Origin of the sequence: Flavobacterium sp. W1B, assembly GCF_047344965.1 — a bacterium.
GTDB lineage: Bacteria > Bacteroidota > Bacteroidia > Flavobacteriales > Flavobacteriaceae > Flavobacterium.
Genome location: NZ_CP178845.1, coordinates 1,196,332 through 1,219,919, shown reverse-complemented (window position 1 = coordinate 1,219,919; position 23,588 = coordinate 1,196,332). Strand labels below are relative to the sequence as shown.

General features: G+C 34.5%; 19 protein-coding genes and 1 tRNA gene. 15 read left to right on the top strand and 5 right to left on the bottom strand.

Annotation, left to right across the window (positions count from 1 at the left end; all coding sequences use genetic code 11):
* Window positions 1-216 precede the first annotated feature (216 nt).
* Together ACMDB5_RS05375 and ACMDB5_RS05370 are read right to left on the bottom strand one after the other, a co-directional pair.
* The gene (locus ACMDB5_RS05375; protein ID WP_413999987.1) at window positions 217-1,293 is read right to left on the bottom strand and encodes a sensor histidine kinase; all 1,077 of its coding nucleotides are present in this window, start codon (window positions 1,291-1,293) and stop codon (window positions 217-219) included.
* A gap of 83 nt (window positions 1,294-1,376) precedes the next feature.
* On the bottom strand, window positions 1,377-2,060 hold the full coding sequence (locus tag ACMDB5_RS05370; RefSeq protein ID WP_413999986.1) for a response regulator transcription factor: 684 nt from the start codon (window positions 2,058-2,060) through the stop codon (window positions 1,377-1,379).
* A gap of 229 nt (window positions 2,061-2,289) precedes the next feature.
* Here ACMDB5_RS05370 and ACMDB5_RS05365 point away from each other — a divergent pair, with 229 nt between their 5' ends.
* The 5 genes from ACMDB5_RS05365 to ACMDB5_RS05345 all read left to right on the top strand — a co-directional run bounded on the left by ACMDB5_RS05365 (window position 2,290) and on the right by ACMDB5_RS05345 (window position 8,407).
* Entirely contained in the window at window positions 2,290-5,025 is a 2,736-nt protein-coding gene (locus tag ACMDB5_RS05365) for a TonB-dependent receptor domain-containing protein (protein WP_413999985.1), read from the top strand.
* Window positions 5,026-5,144: 119 nt separating this feature from the next.
* The gene (locus tag ACMDB5_RS05360; RefSeq protein ID WP_413999984.1) at window positions 5,145-6,311 is read left to right on the top strand and encodes a hypothetical protein; all 1,167 of its coding nucleotides are present in this window, start codon (window positions 5,145-5,147) and stop codon (window positions 6,309-6,311) included.
* Between the two features lie 107 nt (window positions 6,312-6,418).
* Window positions 6,419-6,757, top strand: coding sequence for a T9SS type A sorting domain-containing protein (locus ACMDB5_RS05355; protein WP_413999983.1), 339 nt, complete (start codon window positions 6,419-6,421; stop codon window positions 6,755-6,757).
* Between the two features lie 294 nt (window positions 6,758-7,051).
* On the top strand, window positions 7,052-7,963 hold the full coding sequence (locus tag ACMDB5_RS05350) for a pseudouridine synthase (protein WP_413999982.1): 912 nt from the start codon (window positions 7,052-7,054) through the stop codon (window positions 7,961-7,963).
* An 81-nt stretch (window positions 7,964-8,044) separates the two neighbouring features.
* Entirely contained in the window at window positions 8,045-8,407 is a 363-nt protein-coding gene (locus tag ACMDB5_RS05345; protein WP_413999981.1) for a nuclear transport factor 2 family protein, read from the top strand.
* A gap of 77 nt (window positions 8,408-8,484) precedes the next feature.
* Here the strand turns inward: ACMDB5_RS05345 and ACMDB5_RS05340 are convergent, their stop codons facing one another.
* Window positions 8,485-10,632 carry a M3 family metallopeptidase gene (locus ACMDB5_RS05340; RefSeq protein ID WP_413999980.1) on the bottom strand — a complete coding sequence of 716 codons (2,148 nt, stop codon included), beginning with the start codon at window positions 10,630-10,632 and terminating at the stop codon, window positions 8,485-8,487.
* Window positions 10,633-10,839: 207 nt separating this feature from the next.
* Here ACMDB5_RS05340 and ACMDB5_RS05335 point away from each other — a divergent pair, with 207 nt between their 5' ends.
* A complete protein-coding gene (locus ACMDB5_RS05335) occupies window positions 10,840-12,606 on the top strand; it encodes a DUF885 domain-containing protein (RefSeq protein ID WP_413999979.1) in 1,767 nt (588 codons plus the stop codon).
* Between the two features lie 77 nt (window positions 12,607-12,683).
* Here the strand turns inward: ACMDB5_RS05335 and ACMDB5_RS05330 are convergent.
* Window positions 12,684-12,765 (bottom strand) — tRNA-Leu (locus ACMDB5_RS05330).
* Window positions 12,766-12,876: 111 nt separating this feature from the next.
* On the opposite strand from ACMDB5_RS05330, the gene ACMDB5_RS05325 reads away from it, so the two are divergent.
* The 6 genes from ACMDB5_RS05325 (at window position 12,877) to ACMDB5_RS05300 (ending at window position 18,663) form a co-directional block, all read left to right on the top strand.
* Window positions 12,877-14,265 carry a dipeptidase gene (locus ACMDB5_RS05325; RefSeq protein ID WP_413999978.1) on the top strand — a complete coding sequence of 463 codons (1,389 nt, stop codon included), beginning with the start codon at window positions 12,877-12,879 and terminating at the stop codon, window positions 14,263-14,265.
* Window positions 14,266-14,459: 194 nt separating this feature from the next.
* Window positions 14,460-14,984 carry an RNA polymerase sigma factor gene (locus tag ACMDB5_RS05320; protein WP_413999977.1) on the top strand — a complete coding sequence of 175 codons (525 nt, stop codon included), beginning with the start codon at window positions 14,460-14,462 and terminating at the stop codon, window positions 14,982-14,984.
* Window positions 14,981-16,048 (top strand): energy transducer TonB, encoded by a 1,068-nt coding sequence (locus ACMDB5_RS05315; protein WP_413999976.1) that lies wholly within the window; start codon window positions 14,981-14,983, stop codon window positions 16,046-16,048. The genes ACMDB5_RS05320 and ACMDB5_RS05315 overlap by 4 nt, the downstream gene beginning before the upstream one ends.
* Before the next feature lie 342 nt (window positions 16,049-16,390).
* Window positions 16,391-16,816: a hypothetical protein gene (locus tag ACMDB5_RS05310; RefSeq protein ID WP_413999975.1), complete on the top strand. Its 426-nt coding sequence runs from the start codon at window positions 16,391-16,393 to the stop codon at window positions 16,814-16,816.
* Between the two features lie 9 nt (window positions 16,817-16,825).
* The gene (locus tag ACMDB5_RS05305) at window positions 16,826-17,200 is read left to right on the top strand and encodes a BlaI/MecI/CopY family transcriptional regulator (protein ID WP_413999974.1); all 375 of its coding nucleotides are present in this window, start codon (window positions 16,826-16,828) and stop codon (window positions 17,198-17,200) included.
* Window positions 17,197-18,663, top strand: a complete 1,467-nt coding sequence (locus tag ACMDB5_RS05300) for a M56 family metallopeptidase (RefSeq protein WP_413999973.1) — start codon at window positions 17,197-17,199, stop codon at window positions 18,661-18,663. Before ACMDB5_RS05305 ends, ACMDB5_RS05300 begins: the two co-directional genes overlap by 4 nt.
* Before the next feature lie 60 nt (window positions 18,664-18,723).
* Here ACMDB5_RS05300 and ACMDB5_RS05295 read toward each other — a convergent pair whose 3' ends face one another.
* The gene (locus ACMDB5_RS05295) at window positions 18,724-20,094 is read right to left on the bottom strand and encodes a saccharopine dehydrogenase family protein (RefSeq protein WP_413999972.1); all 1,371 of its coding nucleotides are present in this window, start codon (window positions 20,092-20,094) and stop codon (window positions 18,724-18,726) included.
* Between the two features lie 154 nt (window positions 20,095-20,248).
* Here ACMDB5_RS05295 and ACMDB5_RS05290 point away from each other — a divergent pair, with 154 nt between their 5' ends.
* The 3 genes from ACMDB5_RS05290 (at window position 20,249) to ACMDB5_RS05280 (ending at window position 23,567) form a co-directional block, all read left to right on the top strand.
* Window positions 20,249-20,635: a DUF423 domain-containing protein gene (locus ACMDB5_RS05290; RefSeq protein ID WP_413999971.1), complete on the top strand. Its 387-nt coding sequence runs from the start codon at window positions 20,249-20,251 to the stop codon at window positions 20,633-20,635.
* A gap of 78 nt (window positions 20,636-20,713) precedes the next feature.
* On the top strand, window positions 20,714-22,315 hold the full coding sequence (pckA, locus tag ACMDB5_RS05285) for a phosphoenolpyruvate carboxykinase (ATP) (RefSeq protein WP_413999970.1): 1,602 nt from the start codon (window positions 20,714-20,716) through the stop codon (window positions 22,313-22,315).
* Between the two features lie 151 nt (window positions 22,316-22,466).
* Complete coding sequence (locus ACMDB5_RS05280) at window positions 22,467-23,567, top strand: DUF4407 domain-containing protein (RefSeq protein WP_413999969.1); 1,101 nt, start codon at window positions 22,467-22,469, stop codon at window positions 23,565-23,567.
* Window positions 23,568-23,588 lie beyond the last annotated feature (21 nt).

Genomic DNA, 23,588 nt, shown 5'->3' with positions numbered 1-23,588 from the left:
TGTTATAAAACGGCAAAATTAATGTTAATGTTTCTGTCTAATATTAAGATAAGGTTACGTTTACGATAACTTAATGTAACTGCTATAACTCAAAAAAACACTTTTATAATACTTTTATCTCAAATATTTCTCAGAATATCACAAAAAACCCACAGTTGAATAACAACTGTGGGTTTTTTCTCTGGTTCTACAGACTCTTTTAACAATCAAAAAAAATCAGAATTTGTCATTCTTTTTTCGTAACGCCTTTTGTAACGTAAAAGAAAACTCGGAACCTATGCCAAACTCACTCTCTACATAAATCTTTTCTTTGTGCGCCTCTATAATATGCTTTACAATTGCCAATCCTAATCCTGAACCGCCTTCGGTACGGGAACCACTTTTATCAACGCGATAAAAACGTTCAAAAAGTCTCGGGATATTTTGCTTTTCAATTCCTTCTCCATCATCACTTATACGAATCAATATTTTTTTCTTGGTCAAATTAACCACCGTCACTTCGGTAACTCCATTCTCTTTTCCATATTTAATTGAATTCACAATCAAATTCTCGACAACCTGTTGAATTCTATCCTTGTCCCCTTTTACCCGATAAGGTTGAATATTGGCATTTTCGAAACCCAATTTGATGTTTCTTTTTTCGGCTTTCATTTCCAATAGATCAAAAACATTCTGAATCAACTCGACAATATCAAATTCAGAAAACTCCAAATTCAAATCGCCTGCTTCGAGTTTGGTTATCATATCCAAATCCTCTACGATATAAATCAATCGCTCCACACCTTTTTCGGCACGTTTTAAATATTTTTTTCGAATGTTTTTATCTTCCATCGCACCATCAATAAGCGTAGAGATATAACCTTGAACTGTAAATAAAGGGGTTTTTAGCTCATGGGAAACATTCCCTAGAAATTCTCTTCGGTATTCTTCCCGAATCTGCAGCATTTCGATTTCCAGTTTTTTATCTGTAGCAAATTTCTTTACTTCCCTAGACAATGTTTCCATATCTGTGGTTATCGGCTGATTTATTAAACTACTAGATTCAAGTAAGGAAACTTCGTCGTAAATCTTTTTTACTCGCCTATAGATAAAACGTTCTACACGGTATTGTAAAACAATGAAGGAAAAAATATAAACACTAAAAAGAAAAACAGCTCCAAAAAGCAGTAGACTCTGAAAGCTGGATTTAAAGAATGAACTCACCAATAACAATCCAAATCCTGTAGCGAAAAGACTGATATATATAGCTGATTTTATGGCAAACTTATAGGTTTTCTTAAAACTGATTTTCATGTAGTATACACACTATTTATTAATCGAGAGCAAAACACTAGGCGACAAATTTAAATTTATTGCTACTTATAATATAGTATAAATTAAACTTCAAATTTATACCCAACTCCTTTTATAGTTTTAAAAAGATCTTCTCCAATTTTTTCACGAAGTTTTCTAATGTGAACATCAATTGTTCTTCCTCCAACGACTACTTCATTGCCCCAAACCTTATCCAAAATCTCATCTCTCTTAAAAACTTTCCCCGGTTTTGAAGCTAATAAATAGAATAATTCAAACTCTTTTCTGGGTAAAGATATTTCAACGTCATCCTTTATTATTTTATATTCTTCTCTATTTATTTCGATTCCGCCCACATTAAGTGTTTCGCTGTTTTCTTCCTTTTCCTTCAATCGGCGCAACAATCCTTTTACTTTACTTACCAATAATTTAGGTTTAATTGGTTTTGTAATATAATCATCGGCTCCTACATCAAAGCCGGCAACTTGAGAATAGTCTTCGCTTCTTGCGGTAAGGAAAGTAATAATCACATTGCTTAATTCCGGGATTTTTCGGATGCTCTCACAAGCTTCCATTCCATCCATTTCGGGCATCATCACATCCATAATAATAAGATCCGGTAATTCTTTTTTGGCTTTTATTATTGCCTCTTTCCCATTTGCGGCGGTGACAATTTGATATCCTTCTTGAGAGAGATTGTACCCTACAATTTCTAAGATATCCGGTTCGTCATCTACTAATAAAATCTTTGTGCTTTTCTTTTTCATACAATGCAAAATTATATTTCTTACCATCAAATATTCCCGTATTACAGCGGTCGATGATTTCTAATTGCGTTGTAAATGTAACAATAAAACAAAGGCCAAAAAATAACGCTTGCTTTAATTTGACATCATAACATTTTAATAATATTAGAGAAACACAATCGTAACAAAGCATTAACGTGAACTTTACAAAGGCCACATTACTTTGCATTAAAAATAAAAACAAAACAAAATGAAACTTAGATTAGCATTTATTGCCCTATTAATTACAACTTTGGCTTTTGCTAAAAGCCAAGGTACAATTACCGGAATTTTGACTGATAGAGACCTAAATGAAAGAGGATTACCAGCAGCAAATGTGATAATAAAAGGCACAACCATAAGCACTAATACTGATGCAGAAGGAAAGTACTCTTTAACAATTGCTCCCGGAAAATATGTTGTTCAGTTTAGCCTAGTAGGTTATGAAACTGTTGAAGTCTTAGTAAACGTAAAAGAAGGTGAAACGACCGTCATCAATGAAACTTTAGTTTCTGCAAGTTACAACTTAGATGCGGTTGTCATAAAAACAAAAGTAAACCGACAGAAAGAATCTGCCTTATTACTAGACCAAAAAAATGCGGTAGAAATCAAGCAGTCTATTGGAGCACAGGAATTGTCCCGTAAAGGAGTAAGTGACGTAGCAACTGCCGTTACTAAAACTACTGGAATTACAAAACAAGAAGGTTCCGGAAACATTTTTGTAAGAGGTTTAGGCGACCGCTACAATTCGACCACCATGAATGGCTTACCATTGCCATCAAATGATCCATCAAAAAAGAACATCAAATTAGGCATATTTAATACCGATATTGTTGAATCAATTGGAATTGACAAAACGTATAACTTTAGAAACTTTGGAGACTTTGGAGGAGCAAACATCGATATCGTTTCTAAATCTTATAATGGAAAAGGAATGCTGGAATTTGGTTTAGATCTAGGAATAAATACCCTAGCAATCGGACAAAGCAAATTCCGCATACAAGACGGAACACCTAAATTTGGTTTTTCTAACACGAACTACCCAAGCAATCCCTTTTCTGGATACAATTTCAAAACAAATTGGAACACAAAAACAGCAACGCCACTTAACAATGCCTATTTCATAAGAGGTGGAGATTCTTTCCAAGTTGGCGAAAATGGTAAAATAGGTTTTTTTGGAACGGCTTCCTTTGACAATGAATATAATTATAAAAACGGAATCTCAAATGGATCTATTGGAACAGATGGTATCCCAAGAAGAAACTTAGCTTTTCAATCATTCACTTACAACACTAATACTACATTAATGGGTAATGTTAATTACAAAATTAACTCTTCGAACTCATTACAGTACAACTCCTTATTTGTCAATTCATCTTCACAAGACCACAGTGAATATGACGGAATAATTGACCGATATGACATTGCATCTAATGGAGGTGGTTTTATCAGAAGATCAAACTTTGACCAAACTACTATGTACATCAATCAGTTATTAGGAAACCACACTTTAAGTGAACGAACAAAAATAAAATGGGGTGTTTCATATAACTCCTTAAAAAATAGCATTCCAGACAGAATGCAAAATACTTTAATCCCTTTAAACGGTCAATCAGACCCTAACATTAAGCAGGTCTCTGATAATAATGATTCGGAAAACCACAGATTTTATCAAAACCTAAAAGACAATCAATTAGCTGCAAACTTTGCCGTTGATTACAAATTCAACGAAAGCGAAGATGGTTATAAAGGAAAATTCACTTTAGGATATAGCGGCTACACTAAAAAAGTAGATTTCGAAGCAAGACAATTCAACTTCGATATCAACACAGCCATCACACAGCCTATAGTAGATAAAAACAATATTGACGGCTACTTTAATCAAGCTAATTTCAGCAACAATTTGTTTTCAATCAAGACATTTAATGGAGGCTTAAAACCTCAAACTTATAATGGAGAACAAAATATTCAAACAGGATTTATTGGATTAGAATATAAATTCACGCCTAAACTTACTGTTGTAGTGGGGACAAGAGGGGAATACATTATTCAAAATATTGACTGGTTTACAAACATCAGTAAAGGATCAAATAAATTTGATAAGGTTGAGATCCTACCTACAACCAGCATCAAATATGAATTAACTGATAAGCAAAACTTGAAATTTGCCGCCAGCAAATCTTATACACTACCTCAGTTTAAAGAAAGAGCTCCTTTTCAGTTTGAAGATGTAACCGAAGTAATTATTGGTAATCCAAAATTATATTCTTCATCAAACTACAATGCAGATATAAAATGGGAATATTTCCCAAAATCAAACGAGATTATTTCGTTGACGGCATTTGGTAAATTAATCCAAAATCCAATCAATGAAATCACAATTGCATCGGCAACCAATGATATTTCCTATGTAAATACGGGAGACAAAGCAGTAGCATTAGGTGCGGAATTTGAAATCAGAAAAAACATATTTGAAAAAGAATCTGAAAACAAAGAAAACCTAAGCGCTGGTTTTAATGCTTCTTACATGTACAACAAGCAAGATTTTAACGGTAAAAAAGTAGAAGATGAAACAGACCTAACCGTTTTCTTCTCTAAAACGGAAGGTAAATTAACTGGGGCTTCTGATCTATTATTAAATGGGGATGTCAGCTATTTCAAAGAATTCTCAAAAGAGAAAAACATTTTAGCCACATTGACTTACAGTTACTTCTCAGATAGAATCTACGCACTTGGAACTAGCGAACGTGGTGATTTAGTAGACAAAGCTGTTGGTACTCTAGATGTAATATTAAAATCTAAGCTTACTAAAAACATCGGTATTGGCTTTTCTGCAAAGAATATTTTAGACCCTACAATTGAAAGATTCCAAGACAAACAAAACGTATTGGTGCAATCCTACAAAAAGGGTGTTAACTTCAAGTTATCAATGACTTACAGTTTCTAAAATAGTTTACGTTTATTTAACAAACTCATAAACTTTAAAAAATCAAACTTCAAAAAATCGGCTATAAGTTTGCTTCATAGTTATAAAACAAAAAAACTAATCAAATTAAAACAATTAAAATGAAAAAAGTATTTTTATCAATGCTGTCATTAGTAGTAACATTAGCTTTCACTTCATGTGATAACGGTAGTGATACTGAAACGAATCCAAATGAAGTTTCTCTAGATCCTGCTAATTTAAAAGGAGTTTTAGAAAGTGGAAAAGAAGCTACATTAGACCCTTCAAAAGTATATTATTTGACAGGAGCGTTTATAGTACAAAACGGAGCTAAATTAACTATTCCTGCAGGAACAGTAATCAAAGCAACTGAAAACACTGATAGTACTGTTAGATACATTGCTGTTTCTCAAGGCGCACAAATCTTCATCAATGGTACAGCTACAAACCCTGTAGTGATGACTTCTGCTAAAGCTAGTCCTGCTAAAAGTGACTGGGGAGGTTTAGTAATTTGCGGAAAAGCTCCGATAAATACTTCTGCAACTGCTGGAGGTACTGCCTCAGCTGAAGTTTCTGACTTAACTTATGGTGGTTCAGATTTAAATGACAACTCTGGAGTAATTAGATACTTAAGAATAGAATACACTGGATATGCTTATACTTCTTCAAAAGAATTTAATGGTTTATCATTGTTTGGTGTAGGTGCTGGAACAACTTTAGAATATGTACAAGCTAATCACAATGGAGATGACGGTATCGAATTCTTCGGAGGAACAGTAAACGGTAAATATTTAGTATCAACTGACAGTGATGATGATTCTATTGACTTTGCTGACGGATGGGCTGGAACAGGTGAAAATTGGTATATCAAAAATACAGCTAAAGCCGGTATCGAAGGATCAAACAATGGTACTAACGGATATGCTACTCCTACAACAAACGCTACTTTAAAAAACATTTCGATTGTAATGGGAACTTTAGCAAACACTGAAAATGCAATCTACCTAAAAGAGGGTGCTGGAAAATGGACTGCTTCTAACATCTACATTGATGGTGCTTTCTCAGGTAAAGGAATTAAAATCTTATCTACTGATGCTGCAGCAAACAAGAATGTAACTGATGGAAACATCAAATTCAATCCTATTCAATTTGCTAATTCTGGAGTTGGATTCATAACTTCTGATTACACAGGAACAAACACTACCTACTTTACAACTGGTAACAATACTGGTGCCGGTAATGGTGCAGCTGCTCCTACATGGGCTGCTGGATGGACTGCAGGTCTATAAGAAACATAAAAATGTATTAAAAGAGGCTGTTGTTAAATCAACAGCCTCTTTTTTTTGGCATACTATTTGAATATTTTTTCATACCTTTACTAATCAAAATTCTGCTGATGAAAAAAAATTACTTTTATAGTGCAATCTTAATGGTACTTTTCTTTTCCTTGAGCCTCAGCGCACAAGACCTTAAACAAGTACCAAAACCACAAGAAACTTCAGTTATCGAAGGTCTGAACTTGTACCCCAATCCTGTGAGTAATGGCAAAGTTTATATTTCGACCAAAAATGATTTAGAAAAAGAAATAATTATTTTTGATCTTTTAGGAAAAAAAGTACTCCAAACAATGATCAGCTCTAGGGAACTGAATGTTTCGAATCTTTCTCCTGGTGTTTACATCATAAAGATTAACGAACAAAACGCATCGGCTACCCGAAAACTTATAGTACGATAAAACACCCAATCAAAATAACTTAAAAGCTCCAATTTTAATTGGGGCTTTTTTTTATTTCGAATTTAAATTCAATTATAGCAATGATTTTGAACTTACTTTGTCTTCTTTAAAGTATAAATTTAGCGTTCTAAATTCTATCATTAAAAAATCAAACATTCAGTGAAGTTAAACCACACTTAAACCCATTCTCCCATTTGACCAACAAACCTATCAAATAGACAGTTAGCGTTTTATATTTTGCATTTATCGATTCTCAACAAGAAAATACTATCTTTGCACAAATTATGGAATATTATGAATAATAAGGAAGGCAATAATAAAAGAAGTGGCGCTAGACCAACAAGTTCTAGACCTAGCTCAAATAAGCCAAAACCTGCGATGCAAAAAAGGGCTCAAGGACCTAAAAAAGCAAAAATAAATACTAAAGTAGCCGAAGTCGTTACTGATAAAGTGGAGAAAAAACCAAATCAGGCGCCTAAAAGACCTAAAGTAAAAGACGAAATTCGTTTGAATAAATATATCGCCAATTCTGGCGCTTGTTCCCGTCGTGATGCGGATATTTACATTCAATCCGGTAACGTAAAAGTAAACGGAATTCCGGTTACCGAAATGGGATATATGGTAAAACCTGGAGATACTGTAAATTTTGATGGAGTGATGTTAACTCCTGAGAAAAAAGTATACATCCTATTAAACAAACCTAAAAACTTTACAACAGCCCTTGACGAAGGTCAAGAATTTCGTAATGTATTAGAATTGGTAAAAGGATCTACAACTTCAAAAATTGCTGCAGTAGGAAGAATGGACAAGAACACCACTGGTCTATTATTGTTTACGAATGATACTGATATGATTCGTAAATTCTCATTACCGAGTCAAAAATCATCTAAAATCTACCAAGTTTCTTTAGACAAAAATCTAAAATTTGAAGATTTAGAAAAAATAAATAAGGGGCTTGTTCTTGACGGACACCGCGTTTTTGTTGAAGATGTGAGCTATATTGAAGGAGAAGCAAAAAGTGAGATTGGACTTAAATTAAGATCTTCAAATGTAAAAGTGGTTCGTTCAATTTTTGAACACTTTAAATATGATGTTTTAAGAATTGACCGCGTTTCATTTGCTGGTTTGACCAAGAAAAATTTACCAAGAGGAAATTGGAGATTACTTACAGAACAAGAAATCATCAATTTGAAGAATTTAAAATAAATTCATTGAAATCATTAAAATTAAAATCCCTTTCGTGACAAACGAAATGGGATTTTTTTTTAAAGACAAACACAACTATATATGACCCCTGAAAAATTACAATCTATTGCTTTCAAATGGTTTGAAGCTTTTAACACGCATAATTTAGAACAATTACTCTCTCTTTATGACGATGATGCACAACATTTTAGTCCGAAATTAAAAATTATAAAACCAGAAACTAATGGTTTTGTAATCGGAAAACAAGCAATGCGCGAATGGTGGCAGGATGCATTTAATAGATTGCCAAGCTTAAATTACAAAGTCACTTCGCTAACCGCAAATGGAGACCGTGTTTTCATGGAATACGTCAGATCCGTAGAAGGAGAAGAAAACATCCTTGTAGCCGAAGTATTAGACGTAAGAGAAGATAAAATTATCGCTTCGCGCGTATATCACGGATAACATTTTAGCATTAAATAAAAAAAAGCCTACAACAAGAATATTTCTGTTGTAGGCTTTTTTGATTCAAAAGGCTTTTATTAACCTCTCAATTTTTTAATTGGCGCTTCTTTTTTGTCCAATCCTCGTTTTCTCAACAAAGGCTCAATACTTGGCTCAGCACCGCGGAAACGTTTGTACAAAACCATCGGATCTTCAGTCCCACCTTTTTCCAAAATATTCTTACGGAATAATTTTGCTTTTTCAGGATTGAACAAAGTGGTGGTTTTAAACGCTTCAAAAGCATCCGTATCTAAAACTCCAGACCAAATGTAGCTGTAATAACCAGAAGAATATCCTCCAGCGAAAACATGATTAAAATACGTGCTTCTGTATCTTGGGATAATAGCGTCTATTAAACCAATCTTTTTCATTGCCGTTTTTTCAAAAGTATTTGCGTCAACAGTAATATCTTTGGTTTGCGAGTGGTATTCTAAATCAAGTAAAGAAGCCGCAAGATATTCAGTAGTAGTAAAACCTTGGTCAAAAGTTCCCGCTTTTTTCAATTTATTGATTAAGCTTTCCGGAATAACTTCGCCAGTTTTATACTGCTTAGCATACATTTTTAAAACTTCTGGTTCTGCTGCCCAGTTTTCCATAATTTGAGAAGGCAATTCAACAAAATCTCTTGGAACACTTGTTCCTGCAAGACTCTTATAAGTCACATTAGATAACAATCCATGCAAAGCATGACCGAATTCATGGAAAAAAGTAGTCACCTCGTCAAAAGTCAACAATGCCGGAGCTGTTGCCGATGGCTTAGTAAAATTACAAACAATTGAAATTACTGGCGCCAATCGCTTTCCATCAACTGTTTCCTGACTTCTATATGAGGTCATCCAAGCTCCGCCGCGTTTAGACTCACGCGGATGAAAATCCATATAGATAATTCCAATATGACTTCCGTCAGCTTCGGTCACTTCCCACACAGATGCATCTTGATGGTATTTTGGAACATTGTTCAATTCCTTGAATTTAATTCCATATAGCTTTTCCGTTACTTGAAAAACGCCACTTCTAACATTCTCTAAACTAAAGAAGGGCTTTAATTCTTCCTCGTCTAAATCAAAACGTTCCTTTCTGATTTTTTCTGTGTAATACCTCCAATCGTAAGGCTGAACTGCACCTTTTATTCCGTCCTTGGCCATCATTTTTTTAATATCAGCAGCTTCTTGCTTTGCAATTTCCAAAGCTGGTTTCCACAAATCACTCAAAAGTTTATTCACATTCTCAGGTGTCTTAGCCATTGATTCTTCTAAAACATAATTAGAATGTGATTTAAAGCCTAACAAACGGGCTTTTTGACCACGCAAATTAGCCAATTTCACAGCACTTTCTTTGTTATCAAAGTCATCATCGTGATTCGCTCTGGTTTGATAAGCATTCCAAATTTCCTGACGCAGTTTTCTGTTTGCACTATACTGCAAAAATGGCATCACACTTGAATTAGAAAGAGTAAAAACCCATTTTCCTTCTTTTCCTTTGGCTTTTGCATCAGCCGCCGCGGCATCAATCAATCCCTGTGGCAAACCTGCTAAATCTTTTTTATCTGTGATAACCAATTCGTATTTATTGGTTTCTGCCAATATATTCTGACCGTATTTCAAGCTTGCCAATGAAAGTTCACCATTGATTTTTCTTAACGTTTCCTTGTCGGTGTTTGACAAATTAGCTCCGCTTCTTACGAAATCTTTATATGAATTATCAAGAATTTTAGCTTGCTCTAAGTTCAACCCCAAAGATTCTTTTTTATTCCAAAGCGCCTTTACTCTTGCAAATAATTTATCGTTCAAATAAATATTGTCTCTATGTGCCGACAGATTTGGCGCTACTTCTTTAGCGATATTCTGCATTTCTTTATTGGTATTTGCCGAATTCAAATTCGAAAAAACCACATTTACATTCGATAATAATTTCCCTGCATTTTCCATAGCAAGAATCGTATTGTCAAAAGTTGGAGCATCAGTTGCATTTGCGATTGCATTAATCTCTGCATCATGCTTTTTGATTCCTTCTAAAATAGCGGGCTTAAAATGCTCATTTTTAATTTTATCAAAAGGCGGCACATTAAAAGGCGTATTATACGGCTGAAAAAACGGATTCATTGCCGTTTCTTCTTTTTTCTCTTGAGCTTCGATAGTTAGCATATTGCCAATGACTAACAGAATAAAAAAGGTTTTTTTTCTCATTTCAGTTTAATTAATTAAAAAAAGTAAATTTATACAAAACAACCCAAATACTACACATACTACAATTAGTTAACTAAATTTTAGGAACATTTTGCGCAATTATCTAATCAAATTCCAGAAAACAAAAAAATATGCATAAAAACATATTTAACTCGTTATCCATTTTTTTTGAATAAATTAGCTATAACTATTTAATAACCAAACTCTATGAGAAAAATAACCCGCATTTTCATTACACTATCTGCTTTATTTCTTTTAGTAAACTGCAAATCGAAAGACATGGAAAAAGACTTTAACCTCTTGACGAAAAACTATTTTGACGATAAAAATGCACTAGACCCTTTGAGTGCAACCCAAAATGGTCAGAATGAATACAATGATCAATTACAGCTTGAGATGACTGACAGTTTCAGAAATGCCCAATTGGCATTTTTTGACAAATACGATACCGCATTAGATTCTATCGATAAAAAACAGCTTTCAGAAGAAGAGAAAAATAGCTATGAAATTATCAAATGGGAAGTTGAAATTGGTAAAGATTTATTAAAGCAACCAACGAATCTGATGCCGATTCATCAATTCTGGGGCACCCATCTGACAATGGGACAATTTGCTGGCGGAACCAGCGCTCAACCTTTTAAAACTGAAAAAGATTACACCAATTTCCTAAAAAGAATGGACAAATACAGTATTTGGATTGATTCGGCAATGGTTTACATGAAAAAAGGAATTGCGCAAGGAATCGTTATTCCCAAAGCACTGACTGCAAAAGTGATTCCGCAATTTGCAGAAATGCCAACGCCAAATATAGAAGACAACCTTTTTTATTCGTCGATAAAATTAATGCCTGCCACTTTTTCTGAAGCCACAAAAAAAGATTTAACAGCAAAATACACTGCCGTAATCAACCAAAAGTTAATTCCACAATACAAGAAAATGGCAGATTTTCTTAAAAACGAATACCTTCCTGCTTCCAGATCAACCAGCGGCATTGGAAGCCTGCCTTTTGGAAAGGAATTGTACGCCACTTATGTCAAGCAATGGACCACAACGAGTAAAACTCCTGAAGAAATCCATAAATTAGGCTTACAAGAAGTCGCCCGATTGAATGCCGAAATGGAAAAAATTAAAACCCAAGTAGGTTTTAAAGGTACTTTATTAGAGTTTTTTGACGAAGTTAGAAATAGAAAAGAACTAAAACCTTTCAAGAAACCGGAAGAAGTGATTGCTAATTTCCAACGTATTTACACCATAATAAAACCTAATGTAGATAAATTATTCTCACTACAGCCCAAAACAAAATTTGAAATCAGAAGAACGGAAGCTTTCAGAGAAAAAACCGCCAGTGCCGAATACATGCAAGGAACTGCAGACGGTTCGCGTCCAGGTATTTTTTATGTCCCAATACCAGACGTTAAAGAATACAACATATATGGCGACGAGGATTTATTTTTACATGAAGCGATTCCCGGACATCATTTTCAGATTTCATTACAACAAGAAAGCACCAGCTTACCTGATTTCAGAAAATTCAATTGGTTTGGCGCTTATGGCGAAGGTTGGGCTTTATATTGCGAAAGCCTAGGTAAAGAACTCGGTTTATACAAAGACCCTTACCAATATTTCGGCATGTTAGGCAACGAAATGCACAGAGCCGTTCGTTTAGTTGTCGACACAGGATTACACAGCAAAGGCTGGACAAGAGAGCAAGCAATCAAATATTCGATGGAAAATGAAGCCGAAAGCGAAGCGGGAATCACTACTGAAATAGAACGATATATGGCTATTCCGGGACAAGCCTTGTCCTATAAAATTGGCCAATTGAAAATCATGGAGCTTCGTAAAAAAGCGGAAACCAAAATGGGTTCTAAATTCGACATCAAGAAATTCCATGAAAAAGTTTTGGAATCCGGAGTAATGCCATTAGCTTTACTGGAAAAGAAAATAGATACTTGGATTGAAACAGCGAAATGACAAATTGAAGTATAAACAAAGCATTTATCGAAACATTTACAAATAAAAAAAGCTTCTCGATTGAGAAGCTTTTTTTGTGCGGATAATAGGACTCGAACCTACACGCCTTGCGGCACCAGATCCTAAGTCTGGCATGTCTACCAATTTCACCATATCCGCGCAATTGTGGGTGCAAAGATAATCATAAGTTCGAATATTCAAACATTTTTTTTAAAAAATTTATTATTCTCTTTTTTGTACTTTTGATTTTTATAAAAATTTAGCCAATACATGGAAAATATCAAGTCATACGTACAAGAAAACAAGGAGCGTTTCCTAAACGAATTAATTGAATTATTAAAAATCCCATCCGTAAGCGCAGACACAGCCTACTCTCAAGATGTTATCGACACCTCGGAAGCCGTAAAACAAAGTCTGGAAAAAGCAGGTTGCGACAAAGTCGAAATTTGCGAAACTGCCGGCTACCCTATCGTTTATGGCGAAAAAATAATTGACCCAAGCTTGCCAACCGTTCTTGTTTACGGCCATTATGACGTACAACCGGCTGATCCAATCGAATTATGGACCTCTCCTCCATTTGAACCAGTAATCAAAACTACCGAAATTCATCCAGAAGGAGCCATATTTGCCCGTGGCGCTTGCGACGATAAAGGCCAAATGTTCATGCACGTAAAGGCATTCGAATACATGATCCAAAGCAACACCTTGCCTTGTAACGTGAAATTCATGATTGAAGGTGAAGAAGAAGTGGGTAGTGTAAACCTAAAAACCTTTGTAGAGAACAATGTCGAGAAACTGAAAAACGACGTTATTTTGATTTCAGACACTGGAATGATTTCTAATCAACAACCTTCTATAACAACTGGACTTCGCGGCTTAAGCTATGTAGAAGTTGAAGTAACGGGACCTAACCGTGATTTGCATTCTGGACTTTATGGCGGCGCAGTTGCCAACCCTATTAATATCTTGGCAAAAATGATTGCCTCGCTTCATGACGAAAACAATCACATTACCATTCCAGGATTCTATGACAATGTAGAAGAATTATCATTGGAAGAAAGAGCCGAAATGGCCAAAGCGCCTTTCAGCCTCGAAAACTATAAAAAAGCATTAAATCTAAATGATGTATATGGTGAAAAAGGATACACTACTAACGAAAGAAACTCAATTCGTCCTACGCTTGACATAAACGGAATCTGGGGTGGCTATACCGGCGAAGGAGCCAAAACGGTTATTGCAAGTCAGGCTTTTGCCAAAATTTCGATGCGTTTAGTCCCAAACCAAGATTGGGAGAACATCACCGAATTGTTCGCCAAACATTTCACAAGCATTGCTCCCGCTGGCGTTACCGTAAAAGTAAAACCGCATCACGGTGGTCAAGGTTATGTAACACCTATAGACAGCATTGGCTACAAAGCGGCAAATATGGCTTACACAGAAACCTTTGGCGTACCGGCTATTCCGGTTCGTTCAGGAGGAAGTATTCCTATTGTTGCATTATTCGAAAAAGAATTAAAAAGCAAAACAATATTAATGGGATTCGGATTAGACAGCGATGCCATCCACTCTCCAAACGAACATTTTGGTGTATTCAATTACCTGAAAGGAATCGAAACAATCCCATTGTTTTACAAATATTTCGTTGAGCTAAGCAAATAGACTTTCTCAAAATAATTTTCCCAAATCCGTTTATTTAATAAAAATAAACGGATTTTTTTTTTACACTCCAACCCTTTTTAATTAATATGCATCTTTATAATAAATGTCTTTAATTAAAATAAAAAGATAAGGCAGAAATAACCAAATTAAACAACCCGAAATTAGCTGCATAACCACCACTGAATTAACAATAAATGACCGAAAAAGAATTACTAATTGGCTGCCAAAAGCAAGACATTACTACTCAAAATCTTGTTTATAAAACCTATGGGCCAAAAGTTTTTGGCATTTGCAAGCGGTATATGAAAAGCCGGGAACTAGCCGAAGAAATTACAATGAATTCATTTCTTACCGTCTTTCAAAAGTGTCATCAATTTAAAAATGAGGGAAGTTTTGAAGGTTGGATTCTAAAAATAACTGTCAATTGCTGTTTAATGGAATTAAGAAAAAATAATTTGCAATTTGATGACACAGCGTACAATAAAATAATTACAACTTCTATAAACGAAATTGAGAACCACATTGAAAATCAAGACATCAAAAAAATGTTAAAAATTCTTCCCGATAGTGCTCGGGTAATTTTCAACTTATATGCCATAGAAGGATATAAACACCGAGAGATTGCTGAAAAATTAAACATTTCAGATGGCACATCAAAATCTCAATTAAATTATGCACGAGAAAAACTAAAAGAGGTATATTTTAAAAATAGAAAATGAAAAATAAAGATTTAGATAACTTTTTCAAATCAAGAAGCAATTCATTTAACGAAATGCCTTCGGATGACTTATGGAAAAAAATACAAAATAATTTAACAACAGAACCAAATCCCAAGTCTAACTTTAAAAAAACTTTTTTCACCATGGCTCTTCCAATAATTACTTTAATATCAATCGCATCATTATATTTAAACAATTACAATTCAGTAAAATCCAATAAAATAATCTTAAATAATGATTCTATAAAAAAAGAAAAATCTTTACCTATTTCTGACTCTAATATCCAATTAAAATCACTTCCTAATACTGTAGATTTAAAAAAGAAAATCTCAACAAACGAAGTGCCCAACAATAAACATATTACAAATCAAACTACTAAAAAAGAGGATTTTAAAACATTAGAAACATCAAATTTTCAGGACAAAATTTATTCTATCGATGAAGTAGATGCAAAACCTGAATTCCCTGGAGATATTAATAAACTATATCTATTCATCAATAAAAGATTCAAAACTCCTAAACAATGTCCCGGAGGAAGAATTACAGTAACTTTCGTTATAGAAAAAGACGGATCTTTAACTGATATTAAAACAGTAAAACACATTGGATTCGGCACAGCGGAAGAAGCTGTCCGAGTACTTAAAGAAAGTCCGAAATGGAAACCCGGAAAACATGATGGAAAAATAGTAAGAGTACAGTATACTCTTCCGATATCTATTCAAGCCACGAGTAACTTAGAGGAAGACAACCTAATTTACAACATGGCGGGCATTAATGTAAAACCTGAATTTATTGGAGGAAAGGAAAAACTTCTCGAATTTATAGCACTAAATTACAAAACACCTAAAGATTGTCCAAGCGGTAAAGTATACGTAACTTTTATTATTGAGAAAGATGGTTCGTTAACAGATATCAAAGCAATCAGAGATATTGGTTATGGCTCTGGAGAAGAAGCAATTCGATTACTTAAAGAGTGTCCAAATTGGGAAGCCGGAGAACAAAATGGAAAGAAAGTAAGGGTTCTTCATTCGTTAGCAATAGATGTAAAAGCTTCAAATAAATAAGAAAATAAAAAGCAAAACAATATTAATGGGATTCGGACTAGACAGCGATTCCATTGTTTTACAAATATTTTGTTGAACTCTCAAAATAATTTCAGCATAAATAAAGTTTCAAATCCGTTCAGCAATGAGCGGATTTTTTTTTTGGCGTTCCCTACGGTCGGGCTATCCGCTCTATCTTTTATTCCGAAAAATCGGAACAAAAGGATGCCGCTACTATCCCTAACGCAGTTCTGCAAAAAAACACAACTCCTTATTAATCAAAATAATCCAAAATATATTTGCTTCTTAAAAATATATCTCTACATTTGTAGAGCAATATTCTTTTTTGTAGAGCAAAAACAAATGAAAAAACTAATTATAATTCTTGGCTGCGCAATTTTGAGTTTGTTTTCCTGCAAATCCAAATTAACCAACCAAAAGATAAACAAAAAAAGAGAAGGACTTTGGATAGAACAATATTCACAGGACAGCTCCCATTATAAATCCATCGGAAAATACCGCAATGACGATCCCATAAAAAAATGGCGTTACTATCTAGACGGAAAAATAATCAAAAAAGAAAAACACAAAGGCAACACCTCTTTCACCCGGTTTTATCACCAAAATGGAAAAATACAATCGGAAGGAAAAACCGTATTAGACACCAGTACTAAATACGCCCATTGGTTTTACAGCGGCAACTGGAATTTCTATGACGACAAAGGCAAACTAATAATGAAACGAAATTATACTAAAGGCAAGCTTGTCTTTGAAACAAAATTGAAATAAAAATAAAAAATGCAACAACTCACCAACTCCGAAGAACAACTAATGGAACACCTTTGGAAGCTAGAGAAAGCCTTCATGAAAGATTTACTCGAAGCTTACCCAGAGCCAAAACCCAAAACAACTACAGTCGCCACCTTACTAAAGAGGATGATCGACAAGAATTTTGTAGCCTATACTGAATTTGGAAATTCAAGAGAATACTATCCGTTGGTCAAAAAAACGGCTTATTTCTCCAAACACGTCAACGGATTGATAAAGAATTTTTTTAACGATTCCGCCTCGCAATTCGCTTCTTTTTTTACAACAGAAACCAATTTGACTGAAAAAGAACTAGAAGAACTCAAAAAAATAGTAGATCGTGCCATTCAAAAAAAGAAAAAATGACAGACTTCTTAATCAAATCGACCGCATCTTTATTCGTGCTACTTGCTGTTTATCATTTAGCCTTGGAAAGAGAAAAAATGCATCATTTCAACAGGTTTTACTTATTGTTTGCTGTTGTTTTTTCATTCACAATCCCATTCATAACCATTGAAGTGATTCAGGAAATCACAAATCCTGTCACATCACAAAATGCAATCAAAATGGAAGCAGAAACAATAGCCATTGTCGAAGATTCGACCAATTACTGGTTAATGACAATCTGGAGCATATATGGTTTAATAACTTCAATACTGCTAATTCGGTTTATCAGAAACATTTTGAAATTAAGCTCCAGAGCCAAATCAAATACAAAAATTAACTACAAAAATTCGAAACTGGTTTTACTGGAAGAGAAAACATTGCCCTATACTTTCCTAAACAATATTTTCATCAATGAAACCGATTACCATAGCAGAAAAATTGAAGCCGAATTATATACCCATGAATTAATTCATGTAACCCAAAGGCACACTTTAGACATTCTGTTTATTGAGACCGTAAAAACACTCTTTTGGTTCAACCCCATTTTTATTTTTTACAAAAAAGCCATCCAACTAAACCACGAATTTCTTGCCGATGAGAAAGTCGTTAAATCGCATAACAATGTTCCGTTTTACCAAAATTTATTAATCTCCAAGGCAAACGCGAACCCAACCTATTACTTGGCCAGTAATTTGAATTATTCAGTAACCAAAAAACGATTAATTATGATGACAAAAACTACATCAACAGCAACAGCTTTGTTAAAAAAAGGGATACTAATTCCGGTATTGACTGCATTAGTATTTTCATTGTGTACAAAAGTCGTAGCACAAGAAACCAATAAAAAACAGCAGACCACTTCTAAAAAATCTGAAAGTTTGTTTAAAAATTATTACGACAAAACCACTTTTAAAATTAAAGATGAAAATGGAAAAACTGTAGCCAATAAAAAATACAAAGATTTAACTCCAAAAGAAAAAAACATAGTTCCTGCATTGCTTTTTGACAAAAACAAACCCTTAACAACTAAAGAAATTGACAAAGTATTAGAAAAAGGAGGACCTGAAACTTTCATTGTAGACTTATATGACAAAAAGAATATTAAAGTAAAGAAAGAAGACAGCGATGCAATCTATAATACGGCCGGAATAACGGAAAAACCGGAATATCCTGGAGGAATTGAAAACTTTTACAAATTTATAGCTCTAAACTACAAAGCCCCAACAGAAGCTAATTTAAAAGGAAAAATATATATAACCTTCATTGTTGAGGTAGATGGCAGTTTAAACGACTTTAAAATACTTCGAGACATTGGCTATGGAACAGGAGAAGAAGCCGTAAGAGTCTTAAAATTATGCCCTAAATGGACTCCTGGAAAAGTCAATGGTGAAGCCGTTCGAACAATGTACAGCGTGCCCATCACTATTCAATCTAAAATATAAACAGCAAAAAAAAATCCGCTTCTTTCGGAGCGGATTTATCAAACAACAAGTTAAAAAACACTAACAAAAAATTTTATCGGGATTATAACCCAAATAAGGCATCGATTGTTCTTTAAAGACAACACCATATTCTTCCAGTTCTTTCAAAATAGGCAAATAGACTTCTTTTTTGATAGGAAGTTGCACGCCGGGAGTTTTTATTTTCCCGTTCAGTATTTGCAAAGTCGCCATAGCAACCGGCAAACCAACGGTTTTAGCCATTGCGGTATACGTTTGATCATCTCCTATACAAACCATTTTAGAATCGATTTGCTTCTTTACCCCATCTAATTCGTAACCAAATTTATGATACATCACGATCATATCTTTGTCATTCGCTTGAAGAGCCCAACTCTCACTTAATATTTTTTCTAATATTTGAGCCGGACTGGCATTTCTAAGCCCGACCATTTTAGTATCATTGAACAAATCCAATTCTAACAACTTATCCCACATAATATCATCCTGATCGATTTTTAAAATCAAACGGGTTTTAATTTCAACAGAATCCGTTGGATGATAAGGCAAAAACGAATTCACAAATTGGCGGTAACTCATGTTCTCGGAATCTTCCATGACATAACTATCATCTGTCATTCCAAGTTGGACAAACATATTCCAAGCTTTTGAAAAGCCTACGCGGCGAATAGTTCCTCTATACAAGGTAAGAACATCATCTAAACCATATACGTTTTTGTATTTTAGGGAATCTCTATTAGAATAAGCCTCAAATCTTCCGTAACCTTCTACTTCTAGAAATTCAGTCCTTCTAAACAAATTGCAATAAGGTATGTATTTATAAGTTCCTTCTTGAATAAACTTTGCACAGCCACCTTGTCCGGCGAGTACCACATTACGAGGCGCCCAAGTAAATTTATAGTTCCAAAGGTTGTTATCCGATTCAGGAGCAACAAGTCCGCCACAAAAGGATTCGAATAAAAGCATTTTCCCTCCTTTATCCCTAATACTATCAATAACTTTCATCGCACTCATATGATCTATACCAGGATCCAGACCAATTTCATTCATAAAAATCAGATTGTTTTCTTTTACCACCGCATCCAGTTCCTGCATTTCATCACTAATATAGGATGCCGTAACCATATTCTTTTTATAAGCCACACAATCTCTGGCAACTTCAATATGCAAATGTGCTGGTAACATCGAAATAACAATATCGGCTTTTTGAATCGCTTCTTTTCTTTGATTGGCATCAAAAATATCCAAAGCCATTGCTGTGGCATTCGGATGCTTGTTTATTTTCTTTTTTGCCAAATCCAATGACAAGTCACCAATAACAAGATGCAAATCCTCCTCTATCGATTTGTTCAAAAGATACTGTATCAACGAAGATGCAGATCTTCCTGCCCCAATTACTAAAATAACTCTCATAATTTCGTATAAATATAACACAAACATACATAATTGTTACATTTACAACAAACACATTCTGTTAAAAAAACAAGGACAACCTAAAGTATTTATCTAATTCCTTTTAGATTTATCAGATAAGGAATACTTTTACAAGGAAAAAAATACTTAAAAAATGGACAGAAAAATAATTTCAGCCGCAGCTTTTATTGGAATGTTAACAATCATTTTGGGTGCATTTGGAGCACATGCTCTAAAAAAAGTACTAGATACTGAACAGCTGATTACTTTTGAAACTGGGGTACGCTATCAAATGTATCATGTGTTTTTTTTAATTTTTATTGGAATGCTAACGGACATGCCGCAAAAAACAAAGAAAAGAATCTATTTCCTGACTCTTTCAGGAATTCTCTTGTTTTCTGGTTCAATTTATTTATTAGCTACAAATAGCCTTACTTCATTTGACTTCAAAATAATCGGTTTTGTAACTCCTATAGGCGGACTCTTGTTAATATTAGCTTGGGGAACTTTATTTTTGAGTTATTTTAACAAAAAATCATAAAACTAAGATAATCAAAACAAATCTGAAATATAATTTCTATTTTTGCACAATAAATTAAACAATACAATAATTAATTTTATGAATAATAACACACCGTTTACGCAATCGATTTCGCTTGAAGACTTAGGAATTGAAAACGCAAAGATTCATTATCAATTATCAGCCAACGAATTACACGAAATAACGATAGCATCAGGTCAAGGAATGGAAACTTCGACAGGAGCATTAGCTATTAATACCGGAGAATATACCGGTCGTTCCCCTCAAGATCGATTTATTGTAAAAGACAGCATAACCGAAAATCAAGTTTGGTGGGGAAATGTTAATATCCCTTTCGAACCAAAAGCTTTTGATGCTTTGTACAATAAGGTTACTACCTATTTATCAAACAAAGAGATTTTTGTAAGAGATTCTTATGTATGTGCTGATCCAAATTACAGATTAAATGTACGCGTGGTAACTGAAACTGCTTGGGCAAATTTATTTTGTTACAATATGTTTTTGAGACCAGGGCAAGAAGAGCTAGCCAACTTTAAAAATGACTGGACTGTATTGTGCGTACCAAGTTTCATGGCCCATCCTGCCGTTGACGGTACACGTCAAAGCAATTTCGCTATTTTGGATTTTACCAAAAAAATTGCTCTAATTGGCGGAACAGGTTATACCGGAGAAATGAAAAAGGGAATTTTCTCGGCATTAAATTTCATCCTTCCTGTTGACAAAAATACACTACCGATGCATTGCAGTGCCAATGTAGGAAACGAAGGAGACACTGCTATTTTCTTTGGTTTATCAGGAACAGGAAAAACGACCCTTTCGGCCGATCCAAATAGAAAATTAATTGGAGATGACGAACATGGTTGGACTAATGAAAATACCGTTTTTAATTTTGAAGGTGGATGCTACGCAAAAGTGATCAATCTTACCGAAGAAAACGAACCAGATATCTTTAGAGCTATCAAAAAAGGAGCTATTTTAGAAAATGTAGTTTTCAAAGAAGGAACAAATGAAGTGGATTATAGCGATGTTTCTATAACCCAAAATACTCGTGTAAGTTACCCAATTGAACATATTGACAATATTCAACCGGGATCAATTGGAAAAAACCCTAAAAATATTTTCTTCTTGACGGCCGATGCTTATGGTATTTTGCCTCCTATCTCAAGACTTACACCAGGTCAAGCAGCTTATCACTTTATTTCTGGTTATACTGCAAAAGTTGCAGGAACAGAAGCTGGTGTCACTGAACCTCAACCTAATTTTTCAGCTTGTTTTGGAGCGCCGTTCATGCCGTTGCATCCTACAAGATATGCTGAAATGTTAAGCAAGAAGACTAAAGATGCCAATGTAAAAGTTTGGTTAATCAACACCGGATGGACAGGTGGACCTTATGGAACAGGAAGCAGAATGAAACTAAAATATACTCGTGCGATGATTACTGCCGCTTTAAACGGAGAATTAGACACAGTAGAATACAAAGACCACGCAGTTTTTGGAATTGCTATTCCACAATCTTGTCCTGATGTCCCTAGTGAAATCTTAGACCCTAGAAATACTTGGGAAGACAAAGATTTATATGATAAAAAAGCGATTGAATTAGGTCAGAAATTTCAAAGTAATTTCGCGAAATTTGAAGAATTTGCCAATGCCGAAATTATGGCAGGCGCACCTAAAGCATAAGTTAATTATAATTCAATAATTGAGAGAGCTGTTCCCAAAAGAACAGCTCTTTTTTCGTTCTACAACATTCTAATCAAAAACAAATCAAAGTTTTACAGCAATATTGATTTTTTGGTGTTAAATTTGCATCATCAATCAAAAATCATCAATCATGTTAAAAAAATTCTTTATCCTCTGTTCAGGGGCTGACAAAAACCTCCTTGAAGGATGCTCCGAGGGCGAACAAACCAAATACATCGGGATTGGCGCCACGGTTTTCTTTACGGCCGTTATGGCTTTTATCGCGAGTGCTTATGCACTCTTTACCGTTTTCGACAGCGTTTATCCCGCTTTACTTTTTGGACTCGTTTGGGGGTTGCTTATTTTCAATCTCGATCGATTTATCGTTTCCACGATTCGAAAAAGAGATCATTTTTCGAGCGAATTCCTTCAGGCTACACCCCGAATTATCTTGGCAGTTATCATTGCCATCGTAATATCTAAGCCACTTGAAATTAAAATTTTCGAAAAGGAAATCAATACCGTTTTACTGAAAGAAAAAAATGCAATGGCTCTCGAAAACAAAAAAGAAGTGGCCAATTATTTCAAATCGGATTTAGACAAAAACAAGGCCGAAATTGACAGTCTAAAATCGGATATTACCAAGAAAGAAAAAGAGGTAAATACATTGTATGAAACCTACATCACCGAAGCTGAAGGAACAAAAGGCACGATGAAATTAGGAAAAGGACCTGTTTTTAAGGAAAAAATAGCCAAACACAATCTGGCTTCGGCTCAGCTCGACACCATTCGAAAAAACAACTTGGCAAAAATTGCCGAAAAAGAAAGCAAAACTAAATTACTTCAATCCGATTTGGACAAAAAAGTAAGCGAAACCCAACCTATCATTGACGGTTTTGATGGTTTAATGGCAAGAATCAACGCTTTGAACAAATTGCCTTGGATTCCTTCGTTCTTCATCATGCTTTTGTTTTTAGCCATTGAGACATCGCCAATTATCGCCAAATTACTTTCGCCAAAAGGGGAATATGACTTTAAATTGGAAGATTTAGAAACCGCATTAAAAACAACGCTGACTCAAGATAAATACCAGAGAGAGCTTTTGGTAAAAACCAGCGCAACTATGCACGATAAAGTGTATCAAGATATAACACAGGACAAAAATCTGTATGATTTACAGCGAAAAAAAGCAACCGAGCTTCTGGAATTACAAGCACATAATTTTGTAGAAAAGCAAAAGAAAACCTTATAATAAAAAGGCAGTGTAAAACTA